Here is a 24,045-nt window from a genome sequence, read left to right on the forward strand (position 1 = left end):
AACCGCACCCCACGCCTTACCCACTACGACTTACCATTGGAGCACAATGACCCTGACCGCTGGCGAGCGCCCCGCGACCGAACAGTCGCCGGCTCCTCGCTCCTCTCGACTCTTTCCCTGGGTCGTCTTCACGCTCACCTTCGGGCTCCTGCTGTCGGACTACATGTCGCGGCAGGTTCTTTCGGCGGTTTTCCCCTTCCTCAAGACCGAATGGGCGCTGACCGACACCCAGCTGGGCAGCCTCACCAGCATCGTGGCGCTGACCGTCGGCATCCTCGCCGTGCCGCTTTCGTTGCTGGGTGACCGTTTCGGCCGGGCACGGGCCGTCGTGCTGATGGCGGTGGTGTGGAGCCTGGCGACCGTTGGTTCGGCGATGGCGGCCAACTACGGCCAGCTCTTCATCGCCCGCTTCCTCATCGGTGTCGGCGAGGCGGCCTACGGCAGCGTCGGCCTCGCCGTGGTGCTCGCCGTTTTCGCCGCGCACCGGCGTGCCTCGCTGACCGGTGCGTTCATGGCTGGTGGCTCCTTCGGCTCCGTGCTCGGTGTCGCGCTCGGTGGGGTTTTCGCGGCCCACTTCGGCTGGCGCTGGGCCTTCGCCGCCATGGGCATCTTCGGCCTCATTCTCGCTGTCCTCTACTGGGTGGTGGTCAGGGAGAGCAAGCTCGAGAAATACAGGATCAGCGATGGTGTGGGCGAAGGCCCGCGGCTCGGTGCCGGGCGCAAGCGCGCCGGCCTGGCGACGCTGTTCTCCACGCCTGCGGTGGTGCTCGCCTACATCGGTGGTGGTTTGCAGCTGTTCATCGCAGGCTCTCTGTTCGCCTGGCTGCCGAGCTACCTCAACCGGGCGCACGGGATGGTGCCGGCTCGCGCCGCCGGGGTGGCCGCGTTGCTCATTCTTGTGATGGGCGCAGGAATGGTGATCTGCGGCATGATCACCGACCGGGTCAGCCGTAAGCGGCCGATCAGCAAGTGGACCACCGCGATCTTCTTCTCGACCCTGTCGCTGGTGTTCCTGGGGACCGGGTTCGCGATCGCTCCGAGCAAGGCGCAGTTGCTGCTGCTCGCTTTCGGCTGCTTCTTCGCCGCCGGCACCACCGGCCCCACCGGTGCCATGGTGGCTCGCCTGACTCACGAGTCCATCCGCGCCACAGCTTTCGGCACGCTCACCTTCTTCAACAACCTGCTCGGCCTGGCGGCCGGCCCGATCGTGACGGGCATCCTCGCCGACCGGCTCGGGCTGGAGACGGCGATGAAATATGTGCCGCTGGTAGCGGTGGGCGCCATCATCGCGCTGCTGATCGGGCGCAGCGTCTACCCGTCCAGCCTCAAGCGGCTCGAAGTTGCCGAGGCGAGCAACAACCTGTGAGACCTGAAATGAGCGCCGGTCCGGGCGCGGTGATCATCACCGTGCCCGGACTGCGCGGGCGCGTCGACGACCACTGGCAGACCCAGCTCGCCGCAAGGCGGCCGGATGTGCTCGCGGTGCAGCCGTTGGGCCGCAACGACCCCAGCCTGGCCGACCGTGTGGCAGCCTTGGAGGAGACGGTCGAGGCCGTCGGAGGGCCGGTGATCATCGTGGCGCACAGCGCGGGCGCGCTCACCACGGTCCACTGGGCGGCCCGCCATCCGGGCTCGGCGCGGCAGGTGCTGGGCGCGTTGCTGGCCACCCCGCCCGACCTGGATTCACCGCTTCCCACCGAATACCCGTCGCTGGAAACCTTGGCCAGACACGGCTGGCTGCCCATCCCCCGGCAGCGGCTGCCCTTTCGCAGCGTCGTGGCGGCCAGCGGCAACGACGCGCTGGGCGACCCGCAACGGGTCAGGGCGCTGGCCGACGCTTGGGGCAGCCGTTGGCACCACCTCGGCGCGGTAGGCCACCTCAATCCCGCTTCCGGCTACGGCGAGTGGCCGCAAGCCGACCTGTTTATCGAAGAGCTCAGCACCCTGGAGGCATCCGATGAGTTTGAACCTGGCCACGCTTCTTCAGGACAGCGCACGGCGCTATCCCGGCCGCGACGCAGTCGTGCTCGGCTCAACCCGGCTCACCTACGCCCAGGTCGACGCGGCCGCGAGCCAGGTGGCGAATCTCCTGACCAGCCGGGGCATCCGCCCCGGTGACCGGGTGGCGCTGTCGTGCCCGAACCTGCCCTACTTCCCCGTGGTGTACTACGGGATCCTCAAGGCCGGGGCGATTGTCGTGCCGCTCAACGTGTTGCTCAAGGGGCGCGAGATCGCGTACCACCTGAATGATGCCGAAGCGAAGGCCTACTTCTGCTTTGAGGGAACGCCAGATCTGCCGATGGGCACCGAGGGCTTTGCCGCTGCCCAGCTCGCCGCGAACTGTGCGAATTTCTTCCTCATCACGGCCGATCCGCAAGCGGCTTCCCCGATCGATGGCGCACAGACACTCGGCCAAGCGCTGGCGGGCCAGCCCGCGACGGCCGATGCCGCGCTGACCGAGGAGACCGACACCGCCGTCATCCTCTACACGAGCGGGACCACCGGGCAGCCCAAGGGCGCCGAGCTTTCCCACGCCAACCTGGTGTTCAACGCGTTGACCTGTAACCGTTTGTTCGGCTCGCTGCCGGCCCAGCATGACCGTCACCTGATCACGCTGCCGCTGTTCCACTCGTTTGGGTCGACAGTGCAGATGAACGCCGGTTTCGCGGTGGGCTCCACGCTGGTGCTGCTGCCGCGGTTCAATGCGCAGCAGGCAGTCGAGCTGCTGCTCACCGAGAAGATCACCTTCTTTGCCGGGGTGCCGACGATGTACTGGGGCCTGCTCGGCGCGCTCGCCGAAGGCGCTGACGTGGCTGAGATCGCCCGCAACCTTCGGGTGGCCGTCTCGGGCGGCGCATCGCTCCCGGTGGAGATCATGAAGCGGTTCAAGGCGGCCTTCGGAGTGCAAATCCTTGAGGGGTACGGGTTGTCGGAGACCTCGCCGGTGGCGACCTTCAGCGATCCCGAGCGCGATCCACGGCCGGGCTCGATTGGGGTGCCGATCTGGGGCGTGGAGGTCAAGCTGGTCGACCCCGAGTGGAAGACCATTGACGGCACCGACGAGGTCGGCGAGATCGCCATCCGCGGCCACAACATCATGAAGGGCTACTTCAACCGGCCCGAGGCGACCGCTGAGGTGATGCGCGACGGCTGGTTCCGCACCGGCGATCTGGCCCGCCGCGACGAGGACGGCTTCTACTACATCGTCGACCGAGCCAAGGACATGATCATCCGGGGCGGCTTCAACGTGTACCCAAGAGAAATCGAAGAATTCCTCGTCACTCACCCGGGGATCTCGCTGGCCGCGGTCATCGGCGTGCCGCACGAGAGCCTCGGCGAAGAAATCAAGGCGTTCGTCATCCGCAACGAGGGCACCGAGGTCACCGAGGCCGAGATTATCTCTTGGTGCCAGCAGAACATGGCCGCCTACAAATATCCGCGTGAGGTGGAATTCGTTGCGGCGCTTCCGATGACCGCGACCGGCAAGATTCTCAAGCGCGAGCTGGCTGGCCGATGACCAAGCGGTGCAATCGATGGTGACTACCTCCCCGGTCACCATCGCTGTCCCGGCCGCGCGCCACCCCCGCCCGCACACCAAGGTGGCGGCGGTGTTGGCGGCCGCGGCCGGGCTCGGCGGGGCGATGCTCGGTCACCGTCTGGTGCCGGCGGTCGGCGTGCTCACCTTCGCGGTCGGGCTCGGCGTGCTGGCTGCCAACCTCAACCTGCTTCCCGGCCGCAGCAAGGCTGCGCTCGGCTTCCTGACCAAGAAGCTGCTCCGGGTGGGCGTGACGTTGCTCGGGTTCTCGGTGTCGCTGGCGGCCATCGCCGCGCTCGGCGCACCGGTCATCGCCATCGTGGCGTGCACCCTCGTGGGCACGCTGGTGTCCACGGTGTGGCTGGGCCGCCGGATGCGTTTGGGGGCAGCAAGAAGCCTCCTTCTGGGTACCGGGGTGGCCATCTGCGGCGCGTCGGCCATCGCCGCCATGGAGGAGACCGCAGGCGCCGACGACGAGGATGTCACCGCGGCCATCGCGATGATCACCCTCTTCGGAACCGTTGCGCTGGTGGCCTTTCCGTTGCTGCGCGGTCCCCTGGGCTTGACCGGCCTGCAGTTCGGAGTCTGGAGCGGGGCCAGCGTGCACGAGGTGGGTCAGGTGGTCGCCGCGGCCAGCCCGGCCGGCGCGGCCGTCGTCGCCACCGCGATCGTCGTCAAACTGACCCGGGTGCTGTTGCTGGCGCCAGCCGTCGCCTCGGTGAGCATCATCCGCAGGGTCACCTCGCGCACCGCCACCGCGACCGCCGCCCGGCCGCCGCTGATCCCGCTGTTCGTGCTCGGGTTCCTCGGCTGCGCCGCGCTTCGCAGCACCGGCGTCATTCCGGCCTGGGCGCTGGGCTGGGTCGGCCAGGCACAGGTGGCGGCCCTCGGTGCGGCCCTGTTCGGGATGGGCGCCAGCGTGCACCTGGCTTCCCTGTTCAAAAAGAGCGGCTCGCTGCTGGTTCTCGCAGCCGTGTCAACACTTTTCATCACCGCGACAGCGCTCGCCGGAGTCCTGCTCTTCCTGACCTAGCCCGCGGTTGTGGGTTAGCTTCGGGCTGCGGCGCTTGCTGGGGCTTGGTTTGCCTCGAACTTCTTCGGTAGCCGGGCCGCGGCCAGTAGCCCGATGATGCTCGCCACCGCCAGAACTATCATCGCCAGACCGTAGGAGCGTTCGGGGGTGGCGGTGATTCCGGCGACGATGATGGTGCCGGCGATAGCCGTGCCCAGCGAGGAGCCGAGGTTGGAGATGCTTCGCGACAGCCCCGAGATTTCGCCCTGCTGATCCTCGCTGAAGCTGGACTGCACGATGTTCACCGACGGTGTGAGCATCAGGCCCAGGCCCAGCCCGATGAGCAGCAGCCCGGGAGTGAAGGCCCAGGCGCTCGGGGAGCCGATGACCATGGCGAGCAGCGCGGCGACACCGGCGATCACGATGATGAAGCCCACCATGATGAGGCTGCGCTGCGATCGGCGTTTCGCCAGGCGTCCGGCGGCCAGTGAAGAGAGCAGGAGACCGGCCGTGGTGGCGGTGAAGATGATGCCGGTCTCGATGGCGTCGTAGCCGCGAACGACCTGCAGATAGGCCGACACCACGAAGGAAACCCCCATCAGCACAAGCCATTGGGTGTTCTGCGTGACCAGACCGAGATTGCTGGTGCGGTTGTGGAACAGTTTCGTGGAGAGCAGCGCCTCTTTGCCGGCCCGCTCCTTGGCCCGGATGGATCGGAAGAACAGCGCCAGCACGATCGCGCCCGCCGCGATCAGGCCGAGCATCAGCCAGAGGTTGTTGTCGGCGGCCAGGATTCCGGTGACGAGCAGAACGAGGCCCACCGCGGAGAGCACCGCGCCGCCGGTGTCGAACGGGCGGGTCGGGTCCGCCGGCAACGGGTCCTCGACGTGACGGCTCAGCCACAGGATGACGACGATGACCAGTGCCTGAAACACAAACGCGGCCCGCCAGCTGATGGCCGAGGTGATAAGCCCACCGACCAGCGGGCCGGCGGCAGCGCCAATTCCACCCAGGGCACTGATCACGCCGAAGGCGCGAGCCCGCGACGTGACTCCTTGGAACAGAAGCGTGGTGAGGATGTAGACCGGCGGAATCAGCAGGGCGGTGCCGACGCCCTCGAGGATCGAGTTGCCCAGGATGAGAATGCCGAGTCCGGGCGCGATGGCGCTCATGAGCGCGCCGACTCCGTAAAGCGCCAGGCCGGCCTGGAAACAGCGCTTGCGGCCGTAGCGGTCGGTCAGCTTGCCGCCCGGGATCATCAAGGCCGCCATGACCAAGAGGAACAGCGTGATGGCGATCTGAACGCCCTGAACCGTCGTGTTCAGATCCTGGCTGATGTCATTGATCATGACGTTCATGTTGGAGCCGGCGAAGCTGCAGATGAACTGCGCGAGGGCAAGCGGGGCAAGCACTCTGCGCAGCCCGGCGGGGTCAGCCACCGCGCACCGCTGAGAGGTCTTCGAGCACCGGGCCGACTCGGCCCGGCCCGTGGTCGAGCTGATAGTCGAGATTCAGCGCCGCGCTGATGAGCGAAAGGTGGCTGAAGGCCTGGGGGAAGTTGCCTATCTGCTCGCCGGTGGGGGCGATCTCCTCGGAGTACAGGCCTAGGTGATTGCTGTAGGTCAGCATCTTCTCGAACGTGAGCCGGGCATCCTCCAGCCTTCCGGACCGGGCCAGCGCATCGACGTACCAGAATGAGCAGATGGTAAATGTTCCTTCTGAGCCAAGCAGACCATCCGGGGAAGCGACCGGGTCGTAGCGGTACACCAGACTGTCGGAGACCAGCTCGGCATCCATGGCCCGCAGCGTGGACTGCCACATCGGGTCGGTCGGGGCGATGAAACCGACCAGCGGCATGTAAAGCAGCGAAGCGTCCAGGACATCGGTGTCGTAATGCTGGACGAAAGCCTGCCGCTTGGGGTGGTAGCCGCGCTCCATGATCTGCTGGTAGATGGCATCCCTTGCGGCGGTCCACTTTTGCATGTCCGCGGGGCGGCCACGGCCCCGCGCGATGCGGATGGCCCGGTCGAAAGCGACCCACGACATGAGGCGGCCGTAGACGAAATGCTGCCGTCCGCCGCGGGTCTCCCAGATGCCGTCATCCGGCTCGTCCCAGTGCTCGCACAGCCAGTCCATGAGAGTGCAGATGCCGGACCAGGCGTCGTGCGACATGCCCAGTCCGTGGGTGTCGGCCAGGTGAACCGAATCCAGCGCCTCACCGTAGATGTCGAGCTGCAGCTGGCCCGCAGCGCCGTTGCCGATGCGCACCGGGCGGGAGCCGCGGTATCCCTCGAAATGGTCGAGGGTTTGCTCCTCCAGCTCCGGGGAGCCGTCGATGCGATACATGATCTGAAGCGGGACGTTGCGCTCGGCCGCCTCGTGCACGCGATCGTTGAGCCACTTCATGAAGGCCTGCGCCTCGTCGGTGAAACCCAGACCCAGCAAGGCGTAAACGGAGAACGAGGCGTCCCTGATCCAGGTGAACCGGTAGTCCCAGTTGCGCTCGCCGCCGATCTGCTCGGGCAGGCCGGCGGTGGGCGCGGCGACCAGGGCGCCGCTCGGGGCATAGGTCATCAGCTTGAGCGTCATGGCCGCGCGTTCCACCATTTCCCGCCACCTTCCGCGGTAGCGGGAACGCCCGATCCAGTTGCGCCAGAAGTCGCGGGTCTGGTTGAACAGCGCGAGGATTTCCTCCGCCGGGACCAGCGTCGCCGGGCCATCGGGTGAGGTCTCCAGCACCATGCCGCCAATGTCGCCGGTGCTCAGGTCGGCGTAGGCGCGGACTCCGTGTTCGGTGCGCTGGATGTCTTCCTCGCGAACGAGGCGGTGTTCCCGGCGGGACGCGTTGAGATTCATCGTCATGGTGGGGCTTCGGAAGGTGGCACCGGCGTCGGTGACGTCGATCTCGGCCCGGTCGCGGCCGTAGTTGAACCGCGGCTCGCACTCCATCCGGAAGCGCATGTGGCCGCGGACCACCCGAACCATGCGGACCAGTCGATGCCGGTCGGTGGCCTGATCCCCGGCCACGGGCATGAAGTCGACGACCTCGCCCACGCCGTCCTGGCTCATGAATCGGGTGATCAGGATTGGGGTACCGGGTAGATATAACTGCTTGGTCACGAACTCGACCCCGTCCGGGGTGATCCGGAAATGACCGCCGCTCTCCTGGTCGACGAGCGAGGCGAAAATACTGGGGGAGTCGAACCTGGGCGCGCAGAACCAGTCCACGGTGCCGTCCGTGGCGACCAGCGCTGCCGTCTGCAGATCGCCGATCAGGCCATGGTCCTCGATCGCCGGATATGTAGTCATGTGGGCCCCCCGCCGCCGCAGTCGCCTCCACAGCATTCCTCCGCGCGGGGCCGCGTGGGATCGGAATGCGCGAAGTGCCTGGCAAAAGGAGGTGGCGCAGGACGCCTAGACGTCCTGCGCCATCTGTACTGCGGGTCGGATCAGCCGGCCGCGCAACTCGCGGTGGGCGTGGTGTTGTTGCCGTTCTTGTAGAGCGTGATGCCGAAGTTGTTGCCGTTGCCGTTCGGGCGCGCGGTGAGCGTGCCGCTGGTGCCGCTGACCGAGGCGTTCCAGCTGTTCTGCAGGCTCTGGCCGCCATTGGCGCGAATGGTGACCACCCAGCTGTTGGTGCCGCTGACCGAGAACGTCACGTTGAACCGGTCGGACCAGTCCTCTGCCCGGCTCACGCTGACGTTGCAGCTGCCGCCACCACCGGGCGGCGGAGAGCTGGGTGGTGGATTGGTGGTGCCGCCGACCGTGATGTTGGAGTTGCCGCTGCTCTGGAAGCCCTCGGTGGCCAGGATCTGGTAGTCGTGGCTGCCAAGGTTCATGCCGCGGCTGGCCCATGCGTCGAAGTGGTTGCCGGCGTTGATGGTGCCGCCGACCCGCTTCGACTGCCGCACGCTCCAGTACTGGTAGAAGGTGCGCGTGCCTTCGATGGAGGGCGCGTTCACCCGCTGCGTGCGGTAGATGTCATAGGTACCACCGTCGCTGGTGACGGTGCCCATGAAGCCCTGCCCGCCCGGAGGCCGGTAGGTGCCCCAGCTGTCGACGATGTAGTACTCGACGAGCGGGTTTCTGGTCCATCCGTAGAGGGTCAGATACGCGTTGCCGGACGGGTTGAAGCTGCCCGAGTAGCTCACCGAGCGGCGTGCGCCCGGGTTCCAGCCCTTGCCGGCGACGAAGTTGTTGATGTTGCTCCACTGGGTGTCGTACTGGCCACCATTGCCGTTCATGTTCATGGTGACGTTGCCGCTGTCTTTCCAGAAGGAATAGAAGAAGCCGCCGTGGTTTCCGGTGGAGTTCGAGGTCACGGTCACGGCGTAGGCGGGGGTGGCCAGGATGGCCGTGGTTCCGGCGGTGATCAGAACGGCGGCGCAGGCGCCGCCGATGATCATCTTGAGACGTCGGAGCGATTGGCTCCTCGTGTGAACGTGGGCGTCGTTCATGTGGTTGTCCTTCTCACTACGGCTGCCGGGGACGGGATGAGCGGGACGGCAGCGCATCGATCGGGATTGAATCCGTCGAGAGCCACAGTATTGAGTTTTGCTCATCGATGCGTCAACAACTTCCGGAAATGTTGTGGAAACATCGCCGCCCGATGCGAAGGGCTGTTCCCTGTTCGCTCACCATCCTCGAGGAGGCTTTCCTCGCGGATCGATCGAATTCGAGGGGCACAAACATCGAAAGTTTCGGAATAGTTCCGGAGTCAACCCAGGGCCAGCGTGGCGAACGCGACGACGTCGGCAAGCCGCGGCGGAGGCTGCCGCGGCCTATCGTTCGGCAGCCAGGCGACCCATGCGGTCTTGTTGTCGGCGAAGGCGATGCCGAAGATTTCCGGCGCGATCGGGCCGCCGATTTGGCGCGTCGCCACCGTCTGGCCGGTGGCGATGTCGATGACAAAGGCTTGAGCGGTGTCGTCGTGCTTCTGGATGAAGGCGACATGGGTTCCGTCGGGGGAGACCGAAAGACCGCCCACCCTGTCGCACGGGGAACCCGGGTGGCTGAGCTTGCGCAGTTCACCCGTGGTGACGTTGAGGGTGCGAATGGTCCAGCCGTCGCTGGTGCAGTCGACCTGCTGGCCGTCGGTGAAGGAGGCCCGGACCGGCTCGACGACCGCGATCGTTCCGCCGGCGAAGGTCTGGCTCATGGGGTAGTGCATGGTCAGCAAGGTTCGCGTTTGGCCGGTGATGAGGTCGACAACGGTGATGTCGTCACGCCCCCGCCGTAGGTAGACCGTGTCGCCGTCGGCACCGATGATGCCGCTCAACTCGCACGCTTCGGGCAGCCGCACGCGTCGTGTCTCGTTGCCGGACCTATCGCCGAAGACGACGAACTCCTCAGAGTTGTTGCAAAGGGGACCCTGCTTCGGCTCGGGCATGGCGCGCCGGCCCACCGAGACGATCTCACCCTGCTGGCTCAGGGTGAAGATCTCATGCCGAAGATCGTTGTCGGGCAAGGGGTATCCCACTATGGTCCGGTTCGGGCGGATCTGCGCTATCCGCCAGCTGGGATCAAGCTTCTCCAGGCCTGACTCAATGTTCAGGGCGATCGGATAGATGATCATCGGCTGGGCCGAGGAGGTCAGCGTGTCCGATGTGGAATCTGCTCGGTTCATCGCCGAAATCCAGACCGGTACCGCCGCGCCGACCAGCAATACCAGAGCGGCGGTCACGGCGAGGGTGCGCCTGCGCCGCATCTTGGCGGCCCGTTTGCGGACCCCGTTGAGGTTGTCCGGGTAGGCCGGAACCGTCGCGGCTGCCGAGTCGACGAGCCGCTTGATGTCCTGCTCTGTCACCGCTCCTGCTCCGTCCTCAGATAGATCGTGCGAAGCGCCTCGATGCCACGGGAGAGCCGGCTCTTCACCGTTCCCTGGGCCAGGTCAAGGACCGAGGCGGTCTCGGCGGTCGAGAGCTGCAGGAGCAACCGGCAGACGATCACCGACCGGAGCCTGACCGGCAGGGTGGCGAGAAGGTCGAGAGCCAGATGGCCGCCGGGGCCGGCAACGTTCACGGCCGACGGCGGATCGGGCACAGGGTGCTCGCGGCCGAAGCGACGCCACCACGAGGTGGCCCAGTTCAGGCCGACTCGGTAAACCCAGCCACCAGGATTGTCATAGTTGCTCACTCGCGCCCAATGCAGATAGGCGCGGGCCATGGCTTCGTCGGTGGCCTCGCGGGCCAGATGGTGATCGCCGAGGGTCAGGGCCAGGGCGCGATGAAGCCGATCGGCGTGCAGCCGATAGAACTCTTCAAATACCACAGGCGGGTCCAAACTGGCGCGGGCGGTCACCGATCGTGTGGCGATCAGCATGCCAGTACACGCGGCTGCCGCGCGATCCGTTCCCGGCCGACTGCTTTTTTCGTGGCCATGATCCGCTGACGGCCGGCTCGGTCACCGAGACCTCGCCATTGTCCAAAATGGACATCGAGAGACCACCCTCGAACAACACAGGATGTCCGCCCGCAAATCACATGCGACCGTCGACGTGTTCGTAAATGACACCCATCGATTTCGGGGAGCATGGTGAAATCCAAACTGAAACGTGCGGTCGCGGCGCTGTTATTGCTCGCTTCCGTAGGGGTGGTCCAATTCGGACTCGCCCAGCCGGCGCAGGCAGCGACCTGGGTCAAGCCGGTGAACGGCACACTCGGACAGGGCTTCGGCGGCACCTGCAGCGGTTGCCACCACGGAGTCGACATCATTGCCGCGCGGTGGACGCCCATCTACGCCGTGCACGCCGGGGTGGTGCAGACCTCGCGGTGTGGTTCGCCCAACTGTGACATCGACGGAAGTCCACAGACGTCGGGTTGCGGCTGGTATGTCGGCATCAACCATCCCGACGGGACCGGAACCCTGTATTGCCACATGGTCCAACGGCCAGAGGTATCCGTGGGCCAAAGCGTCTCCACCGGGCAGGTGATCGGTTACGTGGGCACCTCGGGCAACTCGTCCGGTCCGCACCTGCACTTCCAAACGCACAATGGCGCGTCGAACAACGACAACCTGGCGGTAAACCCGGTGCCCTTCATGTCCGCGCGTGGCGTCAACCTCGCCGGTGGGTCCACCCCGCCGCCGACGCAGCCGCCGGCCGGTACTTACTGGGTGGACACGTTTGCCGCCGCACCCGGAAGCGCGACGCCGGGGGGCGCCCAGACCGGCACCCTCTACGCGGGCCGCAACTACGTCTACTGCCGGGTGTGGGGCCCGAACGTCCAGGTGGGCAGTGCCTTCAACCACTGGTGGCTGAAGACCGACCTTGACTCCGGCAGCCCATGGCAGAACCAGTGGGTTTCGGCCTACTACCTTTCTCGCTGGGGCAACGACGTGGCCAAGGACAACAACGGCAACGACATCCCCGGCTGTGCCGCCACCAAGTACACGGTGGACACGTTCGCCGACGCGCCGGGCCGCTCATCGCCCGGCGGCGCTCAGACCGGCACCCTCTACGCAGGCACCAACTACGTGTACTGCCGGGTGTGGGGGCCGAACGTCCAGGTGGGTAGCTCCTTCAACCACTGGTGGCTGAAGACCGACCTCGACACCGGCAACCCGTGGCAGAACCAGTGGGTTTCGGCCTACTACCTGTCCCGCTGGGGCAACGACGTGGCCAAGGACAACAGCGGCGTCGACATCCCGGCCTGCTGATCGGCAACACAACTCGGCCCGGTGGGTGTGCCCACCGGGCCGATGGTGTTCGACGCTAAGATCGAGATCATGATCGGTGAGCTGAAGACGGTCGTCCTCGACGCCCGCGACATCGCCGGCCTGTCGGCCTTCTACACGGGTCTGGCCGGCTGGACCCAAGCCTATGCCGACGACGATTGGGTCACGATCACCACCGACGACGGCTGGCGGATCGGCCTGCAGAACGCGCCGGACCACATGCCGCCGCGCTGGCCCGACCCGGCCTACCCGCAGCAGGCGCACCTGGATTTGCGCGTGCCCGACCTGGCCGCGGCGACCGAGCGGGCGGTGGCGCTGGGCGCGACCCTGTTGCGCGAGAACGAAAGCTGGCACACCCTGGCCGACCCGGCCGGTCACCCGTTCGACCTGTGCCGCAACACCGATGACCCGAAGACCACATTGATGGCCGTGATGGTCGACTGCCCGGACGCGAAGGAGCTGAGCACCTTCTACGCCGAGCTGCTCGGCAAGCCGATCACCTATGAGGGTGAGGGCATGGCCATGATCGGTCAGGAGGGCGCTCGCCCGCTCATGTTCCAGCAGATCGAGGATTACCGGGCGCCGCAGTGGCCGGATTCGGCTCACCCGCAGCAGCTCCACCTCGACATCACGGTCGGCGACATCGAGGCGGGGGAGCGGGCCGCGCTCGCGATCGGAGCGACCAGGCTGCCCGGCGAGGGCGACAACTGGCGGGTCTACGCCGATCCCGCCGGCAAACCCTTCTGCCTGCTGTGGAAGGTGTGACGCGACAGGGTCAGCCGACGTTGTTCAGGAAGTCGGTGTAGAGCACGCCCAGGCCGATGACGGCCCCGATTCCGGCGATGATCCAGAACCTGATGACGATGTTCACCTCGCTCCAGCCCACCATCTCGAAATGGTGGTGCAGCGGCGACATGCGAAAGACCCGCTTGCCTGTCGTCTTGTATGACGTGTACTGAATGATTCTCGACATCGTGATGACGACGAAGAGCAAAGCGATGAAGGGCAACAGCAATATGGTGCGGGTCGCCACCGCTTGCCCGGCGATGAGCCCGCCGAGGGCCATCGATCCGGTGTCGCCCATGATGATCCGGGCGGGAGAGGTGTTCCACCAGAGAAAGCCGACGCAGGCACCCGCGGCGGCGGCGGCGATCAGCGCTGCCTCCAGCGGGTCTCTCGCCGGATAGCAGAACTGCGTGCCGATCGAGGGATCCGAACACCAATGCTGGTACTGCCACGACGAGATCAGGCAGTAGGCGGCCAGCACCATGACGGAGGTGCCGGTGGCCAGGCCATCGAGTCCGTCGGTGAGGTTGACGGCATTCGTGCTCGCCATGATCACGGCGATGAAGAGCACGACGGCGCCCACCTTCCCGACCTCCAGCCAGCCGATCTCCCGTACCCAGGAAATATGCGTGCTTCCGACGGTCTGCCCGGCATTGTCGGCGAAACTCACCGTCAGCACCCCGAACCCGAGGCCGACGGCCAGCTGAAGGGCGAGCTTCCAGCGTCCGGCCAATCCGGCGCTGTTGCGTTTCGTGACTTTGAGGAAGTCATCGAGGAACCCGATCGCTCCGCAGCAGACCATCAGGCCGAGCAGGACAAGCGCTGTCATCGTCGGCCCGTCGGGGACGATCTGGCGGGACGGCAACGTCGCCATCACCAGGTGCCCGGCCGCATAAGCCGCGATCGTGGCCAGGATCAGAATCAGCCCACCCATCGTGGGAGTGCCGCGCTTGGCCTGGTGCGCCTCGGGGTTGATATCCCGGATCGGCTGCGCTGCCTTGAGCCGGACCAGGGCCTTCACCGCCAACGGGGTGCACAACAAGGCGAGGGCAAAGGCCACAGCCGCCGCTACCGCCACCGACAACATCGAGCGACGACCCTCCGATCAGCCCGCGGGGCGAACAAACCCCGTCGGCGCAGTCTACGAGTGATCCATTGGGCGCCGCAGCCCGCGTTGACGCCCTAGGCGCCGGAGGCCTGCGTGTTTCGGGGCCGCCGCTGGCGGCCGGGAAGCAGGCCGAGGTGGTCCTCGCGGATGAGGTTGAACCGCAGCGCCAGCGACACCAGCGCTGCGGTCTTGCCGGCCAGGCGTCCGGAGCGGCCGGACCGTCCATGCAGGATTTCAGGCCGGATCCGCAGCTTGGTGCGCGCCAGATAGTCGATGTGAAAGGCGACGGCGGTGGGGGTGAGGTCGGCGCAGTCGGCCAGCGGCCGTAACCGCTCGACCACCCGCTCGACGGTCGGGATCGCCATCCACGACTCGTCGCGCAGCCGGGGCTCGCAGAGCGCCACCAGGACAAGAAAGTATTTGGCCGATTCGTCGAAGGTGAACGCGGCGAGTGTTTGCTCGCCACGGCCCGCGGGTGTCTCGTCGGCGTAGGTCTGCATCGGCGCGAAAACAGAGAACGCCACCAGTGCCCCGCTCGACGGCAGCACCACCCGGGAAATCTCGAACGGAATCGGTGCCGCGAGCCGCCGCGGCGCCACCTTGATGTGCTCGCCGCCGCCCTCCGGATTTTCCACGACGTAAGTCTTGTCGCGGCTGTAGTTGCTCAGGATCCAGTAGTCGTTGGTGGCCCGGATCTCGCCGGCGAGCCTAGGCACCGCAGGGTCGGTCAGCGCCACCTCGACCGGCGAACCGGGCGCGCCGCGGCCGAATCGCAGACTCCCGCCCGGCGCCAGGGGAAGCACCTGCGTCCGGCCGGCGAATTCGCCGTACTGCACCAGCACCGTCTCGATCACGATGGCCTCCCCGGCTCGGCGTGATAGGCGTGCGGCAGACCGCACACCCCGGCCGCGGCAAGGGACAGGCTGGTAGGCGTAATGGATTGCGCCGAACGACGCCAGCCGCGTCCGGCCCGGGAGCGGGCCGCGGGCAGGCGGGGCGACGGTGGCCGCGCGGACGGTGCGGAGGTGATGGCGCTTACCCGTTCCAGCAGCGAAGCCGCGTCGTGGCGGGCACGTTCGGCGTGCGTGGAGGCGAGGCAGTCGGTCAGGAAGGAGCGCCAGAACGGGGTCAGCTCGGTGGGGAACTGGATCGGCTCCGACCCGGCGGTGTACTGCGCCGCCGCGATCGCCCGCGTGCGTACCCCCGCGCCCGGGAACGGGTAGCGGCCAGTGACCAGCTCGTAGGCGATGACCCCGAGCGCCCAGATGTCGGCCGAGGTCCTCACCGGCAGGCCGCGTGCGCCCAGCCGCTCGGTCCACCGCTCCGGCGGGACATAGTCCGACGAGACCAGCGGCGGCATGAACCCGTGCGTGCCCTCGATCTTCGCCGCCAGCCCGAAATCGGCAAGGCGCACCGAGCCGTCGGCCATCACCAGGACGTTGGCGGGTTTAAGGTCACCGTGTACCCAGCCCTTGCGGTGCAAGTGGTCCAAGCCCTCGCAGATCTGCTCGATGACGGTGGCCGCCTCGGGGATGGGAGCCCCGCCCTGGTCGGCGATGAGGTCCGCGAGCGATCGTTCGGCCCGGTCGAGAACAAGCACCACCGACCCGTCCAGCTCCGGCCGGGCGGCGTCGTCCACCTCGTGTATCTCGTGGCACCGAATCAGCCGGGAGCTGTGGTCGGCATCGTGGTGCACGGCCAGCTCACGCTGGATCATGTCCCGCAGCGGGCCGATTTGACGCCGGGTCAGGGTCCCGGTGGCGGCGAACTTCAATGCCGCCTCCGCGGGCACGCCGCGGGTGCGCCGGCGCGCCGCATAGACGCTTGCCCAATTCCCCGTCGCGATGCCGGCGGTGACCTCCCAATCCCCGATCCGATAACCGATGGGCACCGGGACCGCCCAGGCTAACTCCGTCAGTCCGTCGTTTTGAGTGAAAATCGCCAAACCTCTGCCCCCCGCTTGCACGTGTGTCACAGGTACGTCGACTCAGGTGAACAGATTCGCATCGACGGCTATGCGATCTCTGTATCTCCGCTATTCGCGCACCTCAAGCCACCAAACAAGCGGTGGCCCGGGAGCTTTTGCCGGCTCCCGGGCCACCGTGGTGGTTAGCTGCTGTAGACCTCGAAGCTGAACAATGAATAGCCCCACTGTGTGGCGCGTGTGGTGCCCAGGATGCGCACGAAGCGGCCCGAGGCGTTCAGGCCGGTGTTGTTGTCTTCACCCCCGTTTCCGCCGGTCACCGACCGGACCGTGGTCCAGGCTGCGCCGTCGGGGGAGGTCTGGATCTGGTAGGCCGAACCGTAGGCGGCCTCCCACAACAGTCGCACCCGGTTGACGGTGAAGGTCTGCCCGAGGTCGACCTGGATCCACTGTGGATCGGAGAAGGCACTGGCCCACCGGGTGGTGGCCGAGGCGTCGACCGCGTTGGAGGCGGGGAAGGATGCGTTCTCCACGCTGGAGGCGGTCGCGGGTTTGTTCAGTGCCAGGTTGGTCGCCGGTGGGGTACCGGCGCCGAAGGTGAAGTCGTCGATGTCGAACAGCGACCCGGCGCCGCCGGTGAAGACGAGGAACAGGTTGACCGTCCCCGAAGGCGGCGTGAGCGTACCGGTGACCGTCACCCAGTTCTCCCAGCCGCCGGTGTTGGCTACTGCGGCAGTGCCGATGACCGGGCCGGTGGCCGAACCCGTGCGCAGGGAAAGGGTTCCGCCTGCCCCGGCCGAGGCGACCCGGGCGGTGAAGGAGGTGACGCCGCTGAGGTTGTAGGGGGTGAAGGATATCCAGTCCCCGTTTTCCACGTTGCCGATCGCGTTGCCGCCGTGCGCGGTGGGTTTGGCGACGATGGTCACCCCCTGCTGGGCGGAGAAGTGCTCACCTTGCCTTGTCCGCGGCTGCAGCACCGCCTGCGGGGCATGCACCGCGATCGTGGACCCGGGCGGGGTGTACTCGGCGTCGAGCACACCGAAGATGTTGGCGTTGGCGTCGTGTTCACCGTCCACAGTGGTCTGGATGGTGCCCGAGCACCCGGTCACGCTGGTCATCGGGTGGCCGTGGCTGTCGTGGCCGAGGATGTAGTTCAGCCGCACCCGGGTGCAGTCGACGGCCGGGCCGCCGGGATGGGAAACGTTGACTGTATATGGAATCGCGTCGCCGAAGTTGAAGACGCGCCCGCTGGCCGGGGCGGAGAGGGTGACCGAGGCCTGGCCCACGCTGATGACGACGCTGGCGGTGGCGCTGCCACAGTCTGGGTCGGATGCCGTCAGCGTCGCCGTGTACTGGCCGTTGGCGGTGTAGGTGAACGACGGGTTGGCGGCGGTGGAATCCGTGCTGCCGTTGGTGGTGAAGTCCCACGCGTAGGAGATCGGGCTGCCGTCCGGGTCGGTGGTGCCCGCCGAGCTGAACGACACCGCCAGGGGGGCGTTGCCGCTGACCGGGGTGGCGGTGGCCCGCGGAATCGGCACCGAACACGTACCGGCGTTGTACTCGATGCGGTAGAGCGCCGAGTTGGCGTCGCCGCCGAACCAGCCGGTGCCGTAGTCCAGGACGTAGAGCGCGCCGTCGGGGCCGAATTCCATGTCCATGACCTGGGTTCCGGTCCACTGGAACGGGGCGATGGTGCCCACTCCGCCGCTGCCGTTGAGGGTGACCGTCTTGATCCAGCGCCGGCCGAACTCGCCGATGAAGACCTTGCCGTTCTCCGAAGCCGGGAACTTTACGTTGGATACCAGCGCGGAGTTGAAGTTGTAGACCGGGCCACCCATCGGCGACCAGCTGCCGCAGCACAGCGCGGCTGGATCCTGGCCGACACCGTAGGGCAGCCATGCCGCCCGCGACGGCTGAAGCTGGGTCAGGCCGGTGTTGTTGCGCGAGTTGTTGGTCGGCCCGCCGGTGCAGTTGAAGGCCGAACCCGAAGGCCCGGAGGGGAATTGGAAGTCAATATAGGGGACGTTGAAGTTCGAGCAGTAGGGCCAGCCGTAGTTGCCCGGCCCGGTGATGCGCTCGAAGGAGACGTGTGCGGCCGGTCCGCGGGTGGCGCTGGCGGTGCCCGAGTCGGGGCCGTAGTCGCCCAGATACACGACGCCGGTGGCCTTGTCGACGGCCATCCGGAACGGGTTGCGGAACCCCATCGCGTAGATCTCAGGCTTCGTGTTGGCCGTGCCCGCGGCGAACATGTTGCCCGCCGGAACGGTGTAGCCGCCGGTGGCGCCCGGCCGGATCCGCAAGACCTTGCCGCGCAAGTCATTGGTGTTGCCGGCGCTGCGCTGCGCGTCGAAGGCCGGGTTGCGGTCGGCCCGCTCGTCGATCGGGGTGTACCCGCTGGAGTCGAACGGGTTGGTGTCGTCACCGGTGGACAGGTAAAGATTTCCGGCCGCATCGAAGTCGATGTCCCCGCCGACGTGGCAGCACATGCCGCGGCTGGTGGGAACGTCCATGATGGTCACGGCCGAGGACATGTTGAGCGTGAAGTCGGTGTTGACCGTGTAGCGGGCCAGCCGGTTGACCCCGTTGAAGGGAGCGAACTGGGCGGCGGTGCCACTGGCGGGAGCGTCGCCGCCGGGGGTGGAAAGCGGTGGGGCGTAATACACGTACACCCAGCGATTGGTGTTGAAGTTGGGGTCGGCCTTGATGCTTTGCAGGCCTTCCTCGTCGTGGCTGTAGACGGCGATGGTGCCGGCCACCTTGGTGTTGCCGACCGGGTCGGTGTAGCGGATCGTGCCGTCGCGGGCGGTGTGCAGCGAGCCCCGGTTGGGCAGCACGGTCAGGCCCATCGGCTCACCGACTTCGGCCACCCCCTTGGCGAGGGTCACCTGGGTGTAACCGGCGGCCAGCGTCTGAAAGCCAGCGTCACAGTCGCCTTTTCCTTGCGCCGCATAGCGAATTCCGCCTAGCAGATGGTCGAGGAAGGTCCTTTCTCCGAAGCCTTCCATTCCTGTGTACCAGGAACGCCCGCCCGCATAAGGCTGGCACCACGAGATCGGGTGGTCGCCACCCATGACGCCGCCGGCGTAGCTCGACTCGTCAAGCGATGCCAGCACCCGCACCCGCGAGCGCGGATTGGTCCGATAGTTGTACCACTCGTCGGCTCGCGTCCACGAGCTCGGCAGCCCCGTCGTCGACGGGTGGGTGGTGTCGTCAATCTGGACGGTGGCGGTCACCCGGCCGGTACGGTCACTGGCGTAGGCGCCGACCAGCGAGCCGTAGAACGGCCAGTCGCGCTCGGTGTCGGCGGCCGAGCCCACCCCCAGGTAGCCACCGCCACTGGAGATGTAGCTCTCGAACGCCTTCTGCTGCCCGGCGTTGAGCATGTCGCCGGAGGTGGAAAGCCATACCACCGCGTTGAACCGGGCCAGGTTCCGCACGTTGAACTGCCCGGCGTCGGAGGTGGTCTCGACGGTGAATCGTTGCTGGGCGGCCAGTTTCGCGATGGCGGCGACCCCGGCGGTGGGCGGCCCGGCCTTGGTGAAGACCAGGACCGAGAAGCCGGGCGAGGCCTGGGCGGGGACCGCGACCGAGCCGACCACGGTCAAAAAGGTGACGCAGAAAGCCAACCTGCGCAACATGATCGATGTCTCACTTCCTGTGGTGGGGGAATCCAGGCAGGCGTGCGCCGATCACGCCGACGGTTCACCAGCGGCCGCCCCTGGGCGCGGGGCGGCCGCCGATGACGAAGGGGCGGCCGGCCCGGTAGCCGTGTGAAGACCCGGGCCGGCCGCGAGGGGTCAAGCTCCGAAGACCTCGAAGGTGAACAGCGAATAGCCCCACTGCGTCGCGCGGGTCGTGCCGAGGATGCGCACGTAGCGGGTCTGTGCGGACAGGCCGGTGTTGTCGTCCACACCACCATTTCCGCCGGTCACCGAGCGGATGGTGGTAAACGTGACGCCGTCGGGCGAGGTCTGAATCTGGTAGGCCGAACCGTAGGCGGTCTCCCACACCAGCCGAACGCGGGTGATGGCGAAGGTCGCGCCGAGGTCGACCCGAATCCACTGCGGGTCGGAGAACTGGCTCGACCACCGGGTCGTGCCCGAGGCGTCGACCGCGTTGGAGGCGGGGAAGGAGGCGTTCTCCTGGCTGGAGGCGGTGGCGGGCTTGTTGAGCGCCAGGTTGCTGCCCCCTGGTGGCGGGCCTACCGGGCACGCGCCTGTTCCCTGTGCGGCGTAACGGATTCCGCCGAGCAGATGGGTGCGGTAGTTGGCCTCGCCGTAGGTGGCCTGGGTGTGACCCATGCCGGTGTAGAAGGACCGGCCGCCGTCGTAGGCGCGGCACCAGGAGATCGGGTGATCTGCGCCCATCGAGCCGCCGCTGTAGGTGGACTCGTCCAGTGTCGCCAGCACATGCGCCACTGCACGCGGGTTGGTGCGGTAGTTGTACCACTCGTCGTTGCGCACGATGCTCGTCGGCAGCGGCGCGGTTGCCGGGTGGGTACGGTCCTCCACCCGCACGGTGGCGTTCTGGATCGCCGGATGGCTGGCGAAGTAGGCGCCGACCAGGCCGCCGTACCAGGCCCAGTCGTATTCGGTGTCGGCCGCGGCGTGGATCCCGACGTAGCCGCCTCCGGCGCGGATGTAGTTCTCGAACGCGGTCTGCTGGGTGGCGTTGAGCACGTCGCCGGTGGTCGACAGCCAGATCACCGCCCGGAACCGGGCCAGGTTGGCGGCGTTGAACTGATTGGCGTCCTCGGTCGCCTCGACGGCGAAGTTGTTCGCCGTGCCGAGCTGCTGGATCGCAGCGATCCCGGTCGGGATCGAGTCGTGCCGGAATCCGGCGGTCTTGCTGAACACCAGCACCGTGAAGTCCGCGGCCTGCGCGGGAACGGCGGCCAACCCGACGGCGGCGGTGCTCAGGGCAAGACAGAAGGCAATTCTGCGCAACATGATCGTGTGTCTCGCTTCCTGTCGTACGTGGTCCAAACAGGGCGTGCGCCGATCACGCCGAGCGATGCATAGAAGATCATCGCCGGAACATTCCTCGGGCCGGTCCGCCGATCACAGCCCAGGGCAACAGTTATTGCTGTACCAACATTAAAAGGTTTCGATGACCACGTCTAGATGTTACGTCGAAATTGGCGCAACTTTCGTCGCCATCCGCCAAAGTGGCTCAGCCGCGGAAAGAAGCCCGGCGGCCGGCGCTGAGCCGCAGGACAACGCCGACGAGCGCGTCGGCCCGATAGAACCCGACGGTTCGCGAGTCCGCGCTGCGGCGGGCGTTGTCGCCGAGGACCACCAGATGCTGGGCGGGGACCACCAGCTCGGCGACGGGGATGCCCGGCGGAACCGGATCGCCCGGCAGCGCGGTCACCCGCTTGAGGTGCCAGCGGTCCACCGGCTCCATCTCCCGCGTCGCGTCCGGCGCCTCGATCACCACGACGTCTCCCCGGCGCACCGCCCGCAACCGGCTGCGGCGCGCCAGGACGCGGTCGCCGTGGGCGAACGCGGGGCTCATGCTGTCGCCTCTCACGTCGATGATGAGGAAACGGCGGCGCAGAGCCACGACCGCGGTCAGCGCGAGCGCAACGGCGAGACCGGCGAGAGCGAGCAAGGTGCTCACCGCGCCGCCGCGTTCTCATAGCCCGCTGCCTGAAGCCGGAACAGCCTGGCGTAGCCCGATTCCGACGCCATCAGCTCGTCGTGGGTGCCCTGAGCGGCGACCTGGCCATCGTCGAGGATGACGATGAGGTCTGCGTCGCGGATGGTGCCGAGCCGGTGCGAGATGAGCAGGCTGGTCGCCGTCTGCCGATGGGCGCGCAGCTGGGTGTGGATGGCGTGCTCCGCCTCGGCGTCGAGCCCCGAGCTCGGCTCGTCAAGAATGACCAGGTCTCTTCCTTCGCGCAGAAACGCCCGAGCCAGCGCCAGCCGCTGCCATTGGCCACCCGACAACAGAATCCCGGTGTCCGGGTCGTCGTGATCCCCGGAGTGGAAGAAGGTGCGCGACAGCAGCGTGTCGTAGCCGCGGGCCAGGCCGCGAACTTTGTCGTGGATGCCGGCCCGGCGGGCGGCCGCCTCGATGCGGCCGGGGTGTTGTGCCGCGGCGAGATCGCCCACGCCGATGTTCTCCCGCACCGTCATCTCGTAGGACATGTAGTCCTGGAACACTGCCGCCATCCGGTCACGCAGCTGGGCCACCGGCATGTCCCGCAGGTCGATGCCGTCCCATCGGATGCTGCCGCGGTCCGGGTCGTAGAACCGGCACAACAGCTTGACCAGGCTGCTCTTTCCGGCCCCGTTCAGGCCCACCAGCGCGACCGCGGCGCCCGCCGGGATGAACAGGTTCACCCCGCGCAACACCCAGGGCCCGTCGCTCGAATAACGGAACCAGACGTCATCTAGCTGGATACCGGTCCGCAGCGGGGGCACCGGCACCGGTTTGAGCGGGACCGGCAGGTCCGGCGGCTGCTCCTCGACGAAACGGTAGTGGTCGAACATCAGGGCCGCCTGATGGGCGGTGCCAAGCCGCTGCACGAGCTCCTGGATCGCCGACTGGGTGGCGGGCACAGCGGCTATGAAAAGCGCCAGGTCGCCGATGTTCAGCGCGCCCCGGGCCGCGGCCGAGACCGCCCACACCAGACCCGCCGCCGCGATCGCCGCGGTGAGGGCCTGCAGCAGGCCGGTGACCCGCAGCTCCATCCGCTGCTGGCCGGCCTGTTCCCGATTGGACTGGCTCAGCTCCCGCAGCATCCGGCCACGAAACATGTCGGTCAGCCCGAACAGGCGCAGCTCCTTGGCGGCGGGAATGCTGGTCAGCAGATCGGCGAAATGATGCTCGCGGCGCGCGTGCGGGCTGATGCGCCACATCATGGCCGCCCGCGCCCGGCCCAGGCGCACCTGCACCACCATCGTCGGGACGGCCGCCGCGAGCACCACCACGGCCAGCGCCGGCTCGAGGGTGATCAAGGTGGCGAGGAACCCGATCAGCGTGATGGAGGCCTGCGCGGTGGCCAGCGAGTCGTCGACCAGGTGGGCGGGCCAGCCCCGGCCCGCCTGCTCGGCCATGTTGAGCCGGTCGCGGAAAGCTGGATCCTCCAGTTTGGCCAGCCCGCTCAGCCGGCCGACCGCCACGTACAACCGGTCCATCGCCCGCAGGGCCACCGCCCGTGAGATGTGCCCGTGCAGGTAGCGCCGCAGCTCGGGCGTCACGGCCTGGAGGACCGCCAACGCGGCCAGCGTCGCCAGCGGTGCGGTGAGCCCGTTCCAGCCGGGTTCGCCGGTGATGCGGTCAAATATTTGCTTGGTACACCACGCGGCCGCCACGGGAATCAGCCCGGTGCCCACCGCCAGCGGCGCATACACCGCGATCGCCCGCGGTGCGGCCCGCCAGGCGAGCAGGGCCGCAGCGGCCAGATGATGCGCAATCCGCTGCGGCCCAAGCCTGCTGGCCGTGCCGTCGGTCATGTCGCGGCCGCGTAGGCCCGCAAGGTTCGGGTGCTGGCTCCGGCGGCCACCACCCGTCCCCCGTTATCGACCATGCATATCGTCGGGTACCCGTCCACCCCCAACGCCTGGGCGATCGCCCCGGGCGGGGACTCGACGACGATCTCGCCGGTGCCTGCCAGCGCCTCGACATACTCCGATGCCGCGTCATGGTCGCCGACAATGACGGTCAGCACCCGGCTCGGGATGTCCGAAACGAACGACAGATATTCGGGCAACAGCGCCTTGCAGGGGCCGCAGCCGGGGGAGAAGAAGCCGATGACGGTGTCTTCGCCGCCGGTCAGGAAGGTGCGGTCGATCGCTGTCCCGGTGATGCTCCTGCCGTGGATGTCACCGACCACCGTGCCGGGCGCGATGCCGTCCCGGCCGCTGGATGACAGCTGCGCCAACGTTTCGGTGTGTTCACGCAGTCGCCGGATGACACCTAGGGTCAGGATCAGATCGAGCAGGCACAGGAGGCCGACGATGACGACCGCGGCGGTCAGCAGATACATTTCGGTGGCC

18 protein-coding genes and 1 pseudogene are annotated in these 24,045 nt (G+C 67.3%); 6 read left to right on the forward strand and 13 right to left on the reverse strand.

The genetic code is table 11. The features are described from left to right. The first annotated feature begins 46 nt into the window (after nt 1-46). The 4 genes and pseudogenes from Rhe02_RS20745 (at nt 47) to Rhe02_RS20755 (ending at nt 4,568) form a co-directional block, all read left to right on the forward strand. Entirely contained in the window at nt 47-1,366 is a 1,320-nt protein-coding gene (locus Rhe02_RS20745) for an MFS transporter (RefSeq protein WP_203909946.1), read from the forward strand. Nucleotides 1,367-1,374: 8 nt separating this feature from the next. Continuing rightward, nucleotides 1,375-1,908, forward strand: a pseudogene (locus Rhe02_RS49910) (RBBP9/YdeN family alpha/beta hydrolase); the annotation flags it as partial. A gap of 49 nt (nt 1,909-1,957) precedes the next feature. Then, a complete protein-coding gene (locus Rhe02_RS20750; protein WP_203909947.1) occupies nt 1,958-3,517 on the forward strand; it encodes a long-chain-fatty-acid--CoA ligase in 1,560 nt (519 codons plus the stop codon). A 16-nt stretch (nt 3,518-3,533) separates the two neighbouring features. Further along, nucleotides 3,534-4,568, forward strand: coding sequence for a YeiH family protein (locus Rhe02_RS20755; protein WP_203909948.1), 1,035 nt, complete (start codon nt 3,534-3,536; stop codon nt 4,566-4,568). A gap of 14 nt (nt 4,569-4,582) precedes the next feature. On the opposite strand, the gene Rhe02_RS20760 is transcribed toward Rhe02_RS20755, so the two are convergent. The 5 genes from Rhe02_RS20760 to Rhe02_RS20780 all read right to left on the reverse strand — a co-directional run bounded on the left by Rhe02_RS20760 (nt 4,583) and on the right by Rhe02_RS20780 (nt 10,868). Continuing rightward, nucleotides 4,583-5,986 carry an MFS transporter gene (locus Rhe02_RS20760; RefSeq protein ID WP_239123946.1) on the reverse strand — a complete coding sequence of 468 codons (1,404 nt, stop codon included), beginning with the start codon at nt 5,984-5,986 and terminating at the stop codon, nt 4,583-4,585. Beyond that, entirely contained in the window at nt 5,979-7,856 is a 1,878-nt protein-coding gene (locus Rhe02_RS20765; RefSeq protein ID WP_203909949.1) for a glycoside hydrolase family 15 protein, read from the reverse strand. Before Rhe02_RS20765 ends, Rhe02_RS20760 begins: the two co-directional genes overlap by 8 nt. A 140-nt stretch (nt 7,857-7,996) precedes the next feature. Then, nucleotides 7,997-9,004 carry a glycoside hydrolase family 11 protein gene (locus Rhe02_RS20770; protein WP_239123947.1) on the reverse strand — a complete coding sequence of 336 codons (1,008 nt, stop codon included), beginning with the start codon at nt 9,002-9,004 and terminating at the stop codon, nt 7,997-7,999. 260 nt (nt 9,005-9,264) lie between these two features. Further along, nucleotides 9,265-10,353, reverse strand: a complete 1,089-nt coding sequence (locus Rhe02_RS20775; protein ID WP_203909951.1) for a TolB family protein — start codon at nt 10,351-10,353, stop codon at nt 9,265-9,267. Beyond that, nucleotides 10,350-10,868, reverse strand: a complete 519-nt coding sequence (locus tag Rhe02_RS20780) for a sigma factor-like helix-turn-helix DNA-binding protein (RefSeq protein ID WP_203909952.1) — start codon at nt 10,866-10,868, stop codon at nt 10,350-10,352. The genes Rhe02_RS20775 and Rhe02_RS20780 overlap by 4 nt, the downstream gene beginning before the upstream one ends. Nucleotides 10,869-11,081: 213 nt before the next feature. Here Rhe02_RS20780 and Rhe02_RS20785 point away from each other — a divergent pair, with 213 nt between their 5' ends. Further along, complete coding sequence (locus Rhe02_RS20785; protein ID WP_203909953.1) at nt 11,082-12,203, forward strand: M23 family metallopeptidase; 1,122 nt, start codon at nt 11,082-11,084, stop codon at nt 12,201-12,203. 69 nt (nt 12,204-12,272) lie between these two features. Further along, nucleotides 12,273-12,986 carry a VOC family protein gene (locus Rhe02_RS20790; protein ID WP_203909954.1) on the forward strand — a complete coding sequence of 238 codons (714 nt, stop codon included), beginning with the start codon at nt 12,273-12,275 and terminating at the stop codon, nt 12,984-12,986. 10 nt (nt 12,987-12,996) lie between these two features. On the opposite strand, the gene mraY is transcribed toward Rhe02_RS20790, so the two are convergent. From mraY to Rhe02_RS20830, 8 genes are all read right to left on the reverse strand, one after another. After that, entirely contained in the window at nt 12,997-14,094 is a 1,098-nt protein-coding gene (mraY, locus tag Rhe02_RS20795; protein ID WP_203909955.1) for a phospho-N-acetylmuramoyl-pentapeptide-transferase, read from the reverse strand. Between the two features lie 95 nt (nt 14,095-14,189). After that, nucleotides 14,190-14,969: a serine/threonine protein kinase gene (locus Rhe02_RS20800; protein ID WP_239123948.1), complete on the reverse strand. Its 780-nt coding sequence runs from the start codon at nt 14,967-14,969 to the stop codon at nt 14,190-14,192. After that, on the reverse strand, nt 14,966-16,006 hold the full coding sequence (locus Rhe02_RS20805) for a protein kinase domain-containing protein (RefSeq protein WP_203909956.1): 1,041 nt from the start codon (nt 16,004-16,006) through the stop codon (nt 14,966-14,968). Before Rhe02_RS20805 ends, Rhe02_RS20800 begins: the two co-directional genes overlap by 4 nt. Before the next feature lie 218 nt (nt 16,007-16,224). After that, nucleotides 16,225-19,677: a ThuA domain-containing protein gene (locus tag Rhe02_RS20810; RefSeq protein ID WP_203909957.1), complete on the reverse strand. Its 3,453-nt coding sequence runs from the start codon at nt 19,675-19,677 to the stop codon at nt 16,225-16,227. A gap of 159 nt (nt 19,678-19,836) precedes the next feature. Next, nucleotides 19,837-20,988, reverse strand: coding sequence for a ThuA domain-containing protein (locus Rhe02_RS20815; RefSeq protein WP_203909958.1), 1,152 nt, complete (start codon nt 20,986-20,988; stop codon nt 19,837-19,839). A gap of 223 nt (nt 20,989-21,211) precedes the next feature. Further along, the gene (locus tag Rhe02_RS20820) at nt 21,212-21,661 is read right to left on the reverse strand and encodes a S26 family signal peptidase (protein ID WP_203909959.1); all 450 of its coding nucleotides are present in this window, start codon (nt 21,659-21,661) and stop codon (nt 21,212-21,214) included. Further along, nucleotides 21,658-23,502 (reverse strand): ABC transporter ATP-binding protein, encoded by a 1,845-nt coding sequence (locus Rhe02_RS20825; RefSeq protein WP_203909960.1) that lies wholly within the window; start codon nt 23,500-23,502, stop codon nt 21,658-21,660. Before Rhe02_RS20825 ends, Rhe02_RS20820 begins: the two co-directional genes overlap by 4 nt. Continuing rightward, nucleotides 23,499-24,035 carry a TlpA family protein disulfide reductase gene (locus Rhe02_RS20830; RefSeq protein ID WP_203909961.1) on the reverse strand — a complete coding sequence of 179 codons (537 nt, stop codon included), beginning with the start codon at nt 24,033-24,035 and terminating at the stop codon, nt 23,499-23,501. The genes Rhe02_RS20825 and Rhe02_RS20830 overlap by 4 nt, the downstream gene beginning before the upstream one ends. Nucleotides 24,036-24,045 lie beyond the last annotated feature (10 nt).

Origin of the sequence: Rhizocola hellebori, assembly GCF_016862955.1 — a bacterium.
Classification (GTDB): Bacteria; Actinomycetota; Actinomycetes; order Mycobacteriales; family Micromonosporaceae; genus Rhizocola; species Rhizocola hellebori.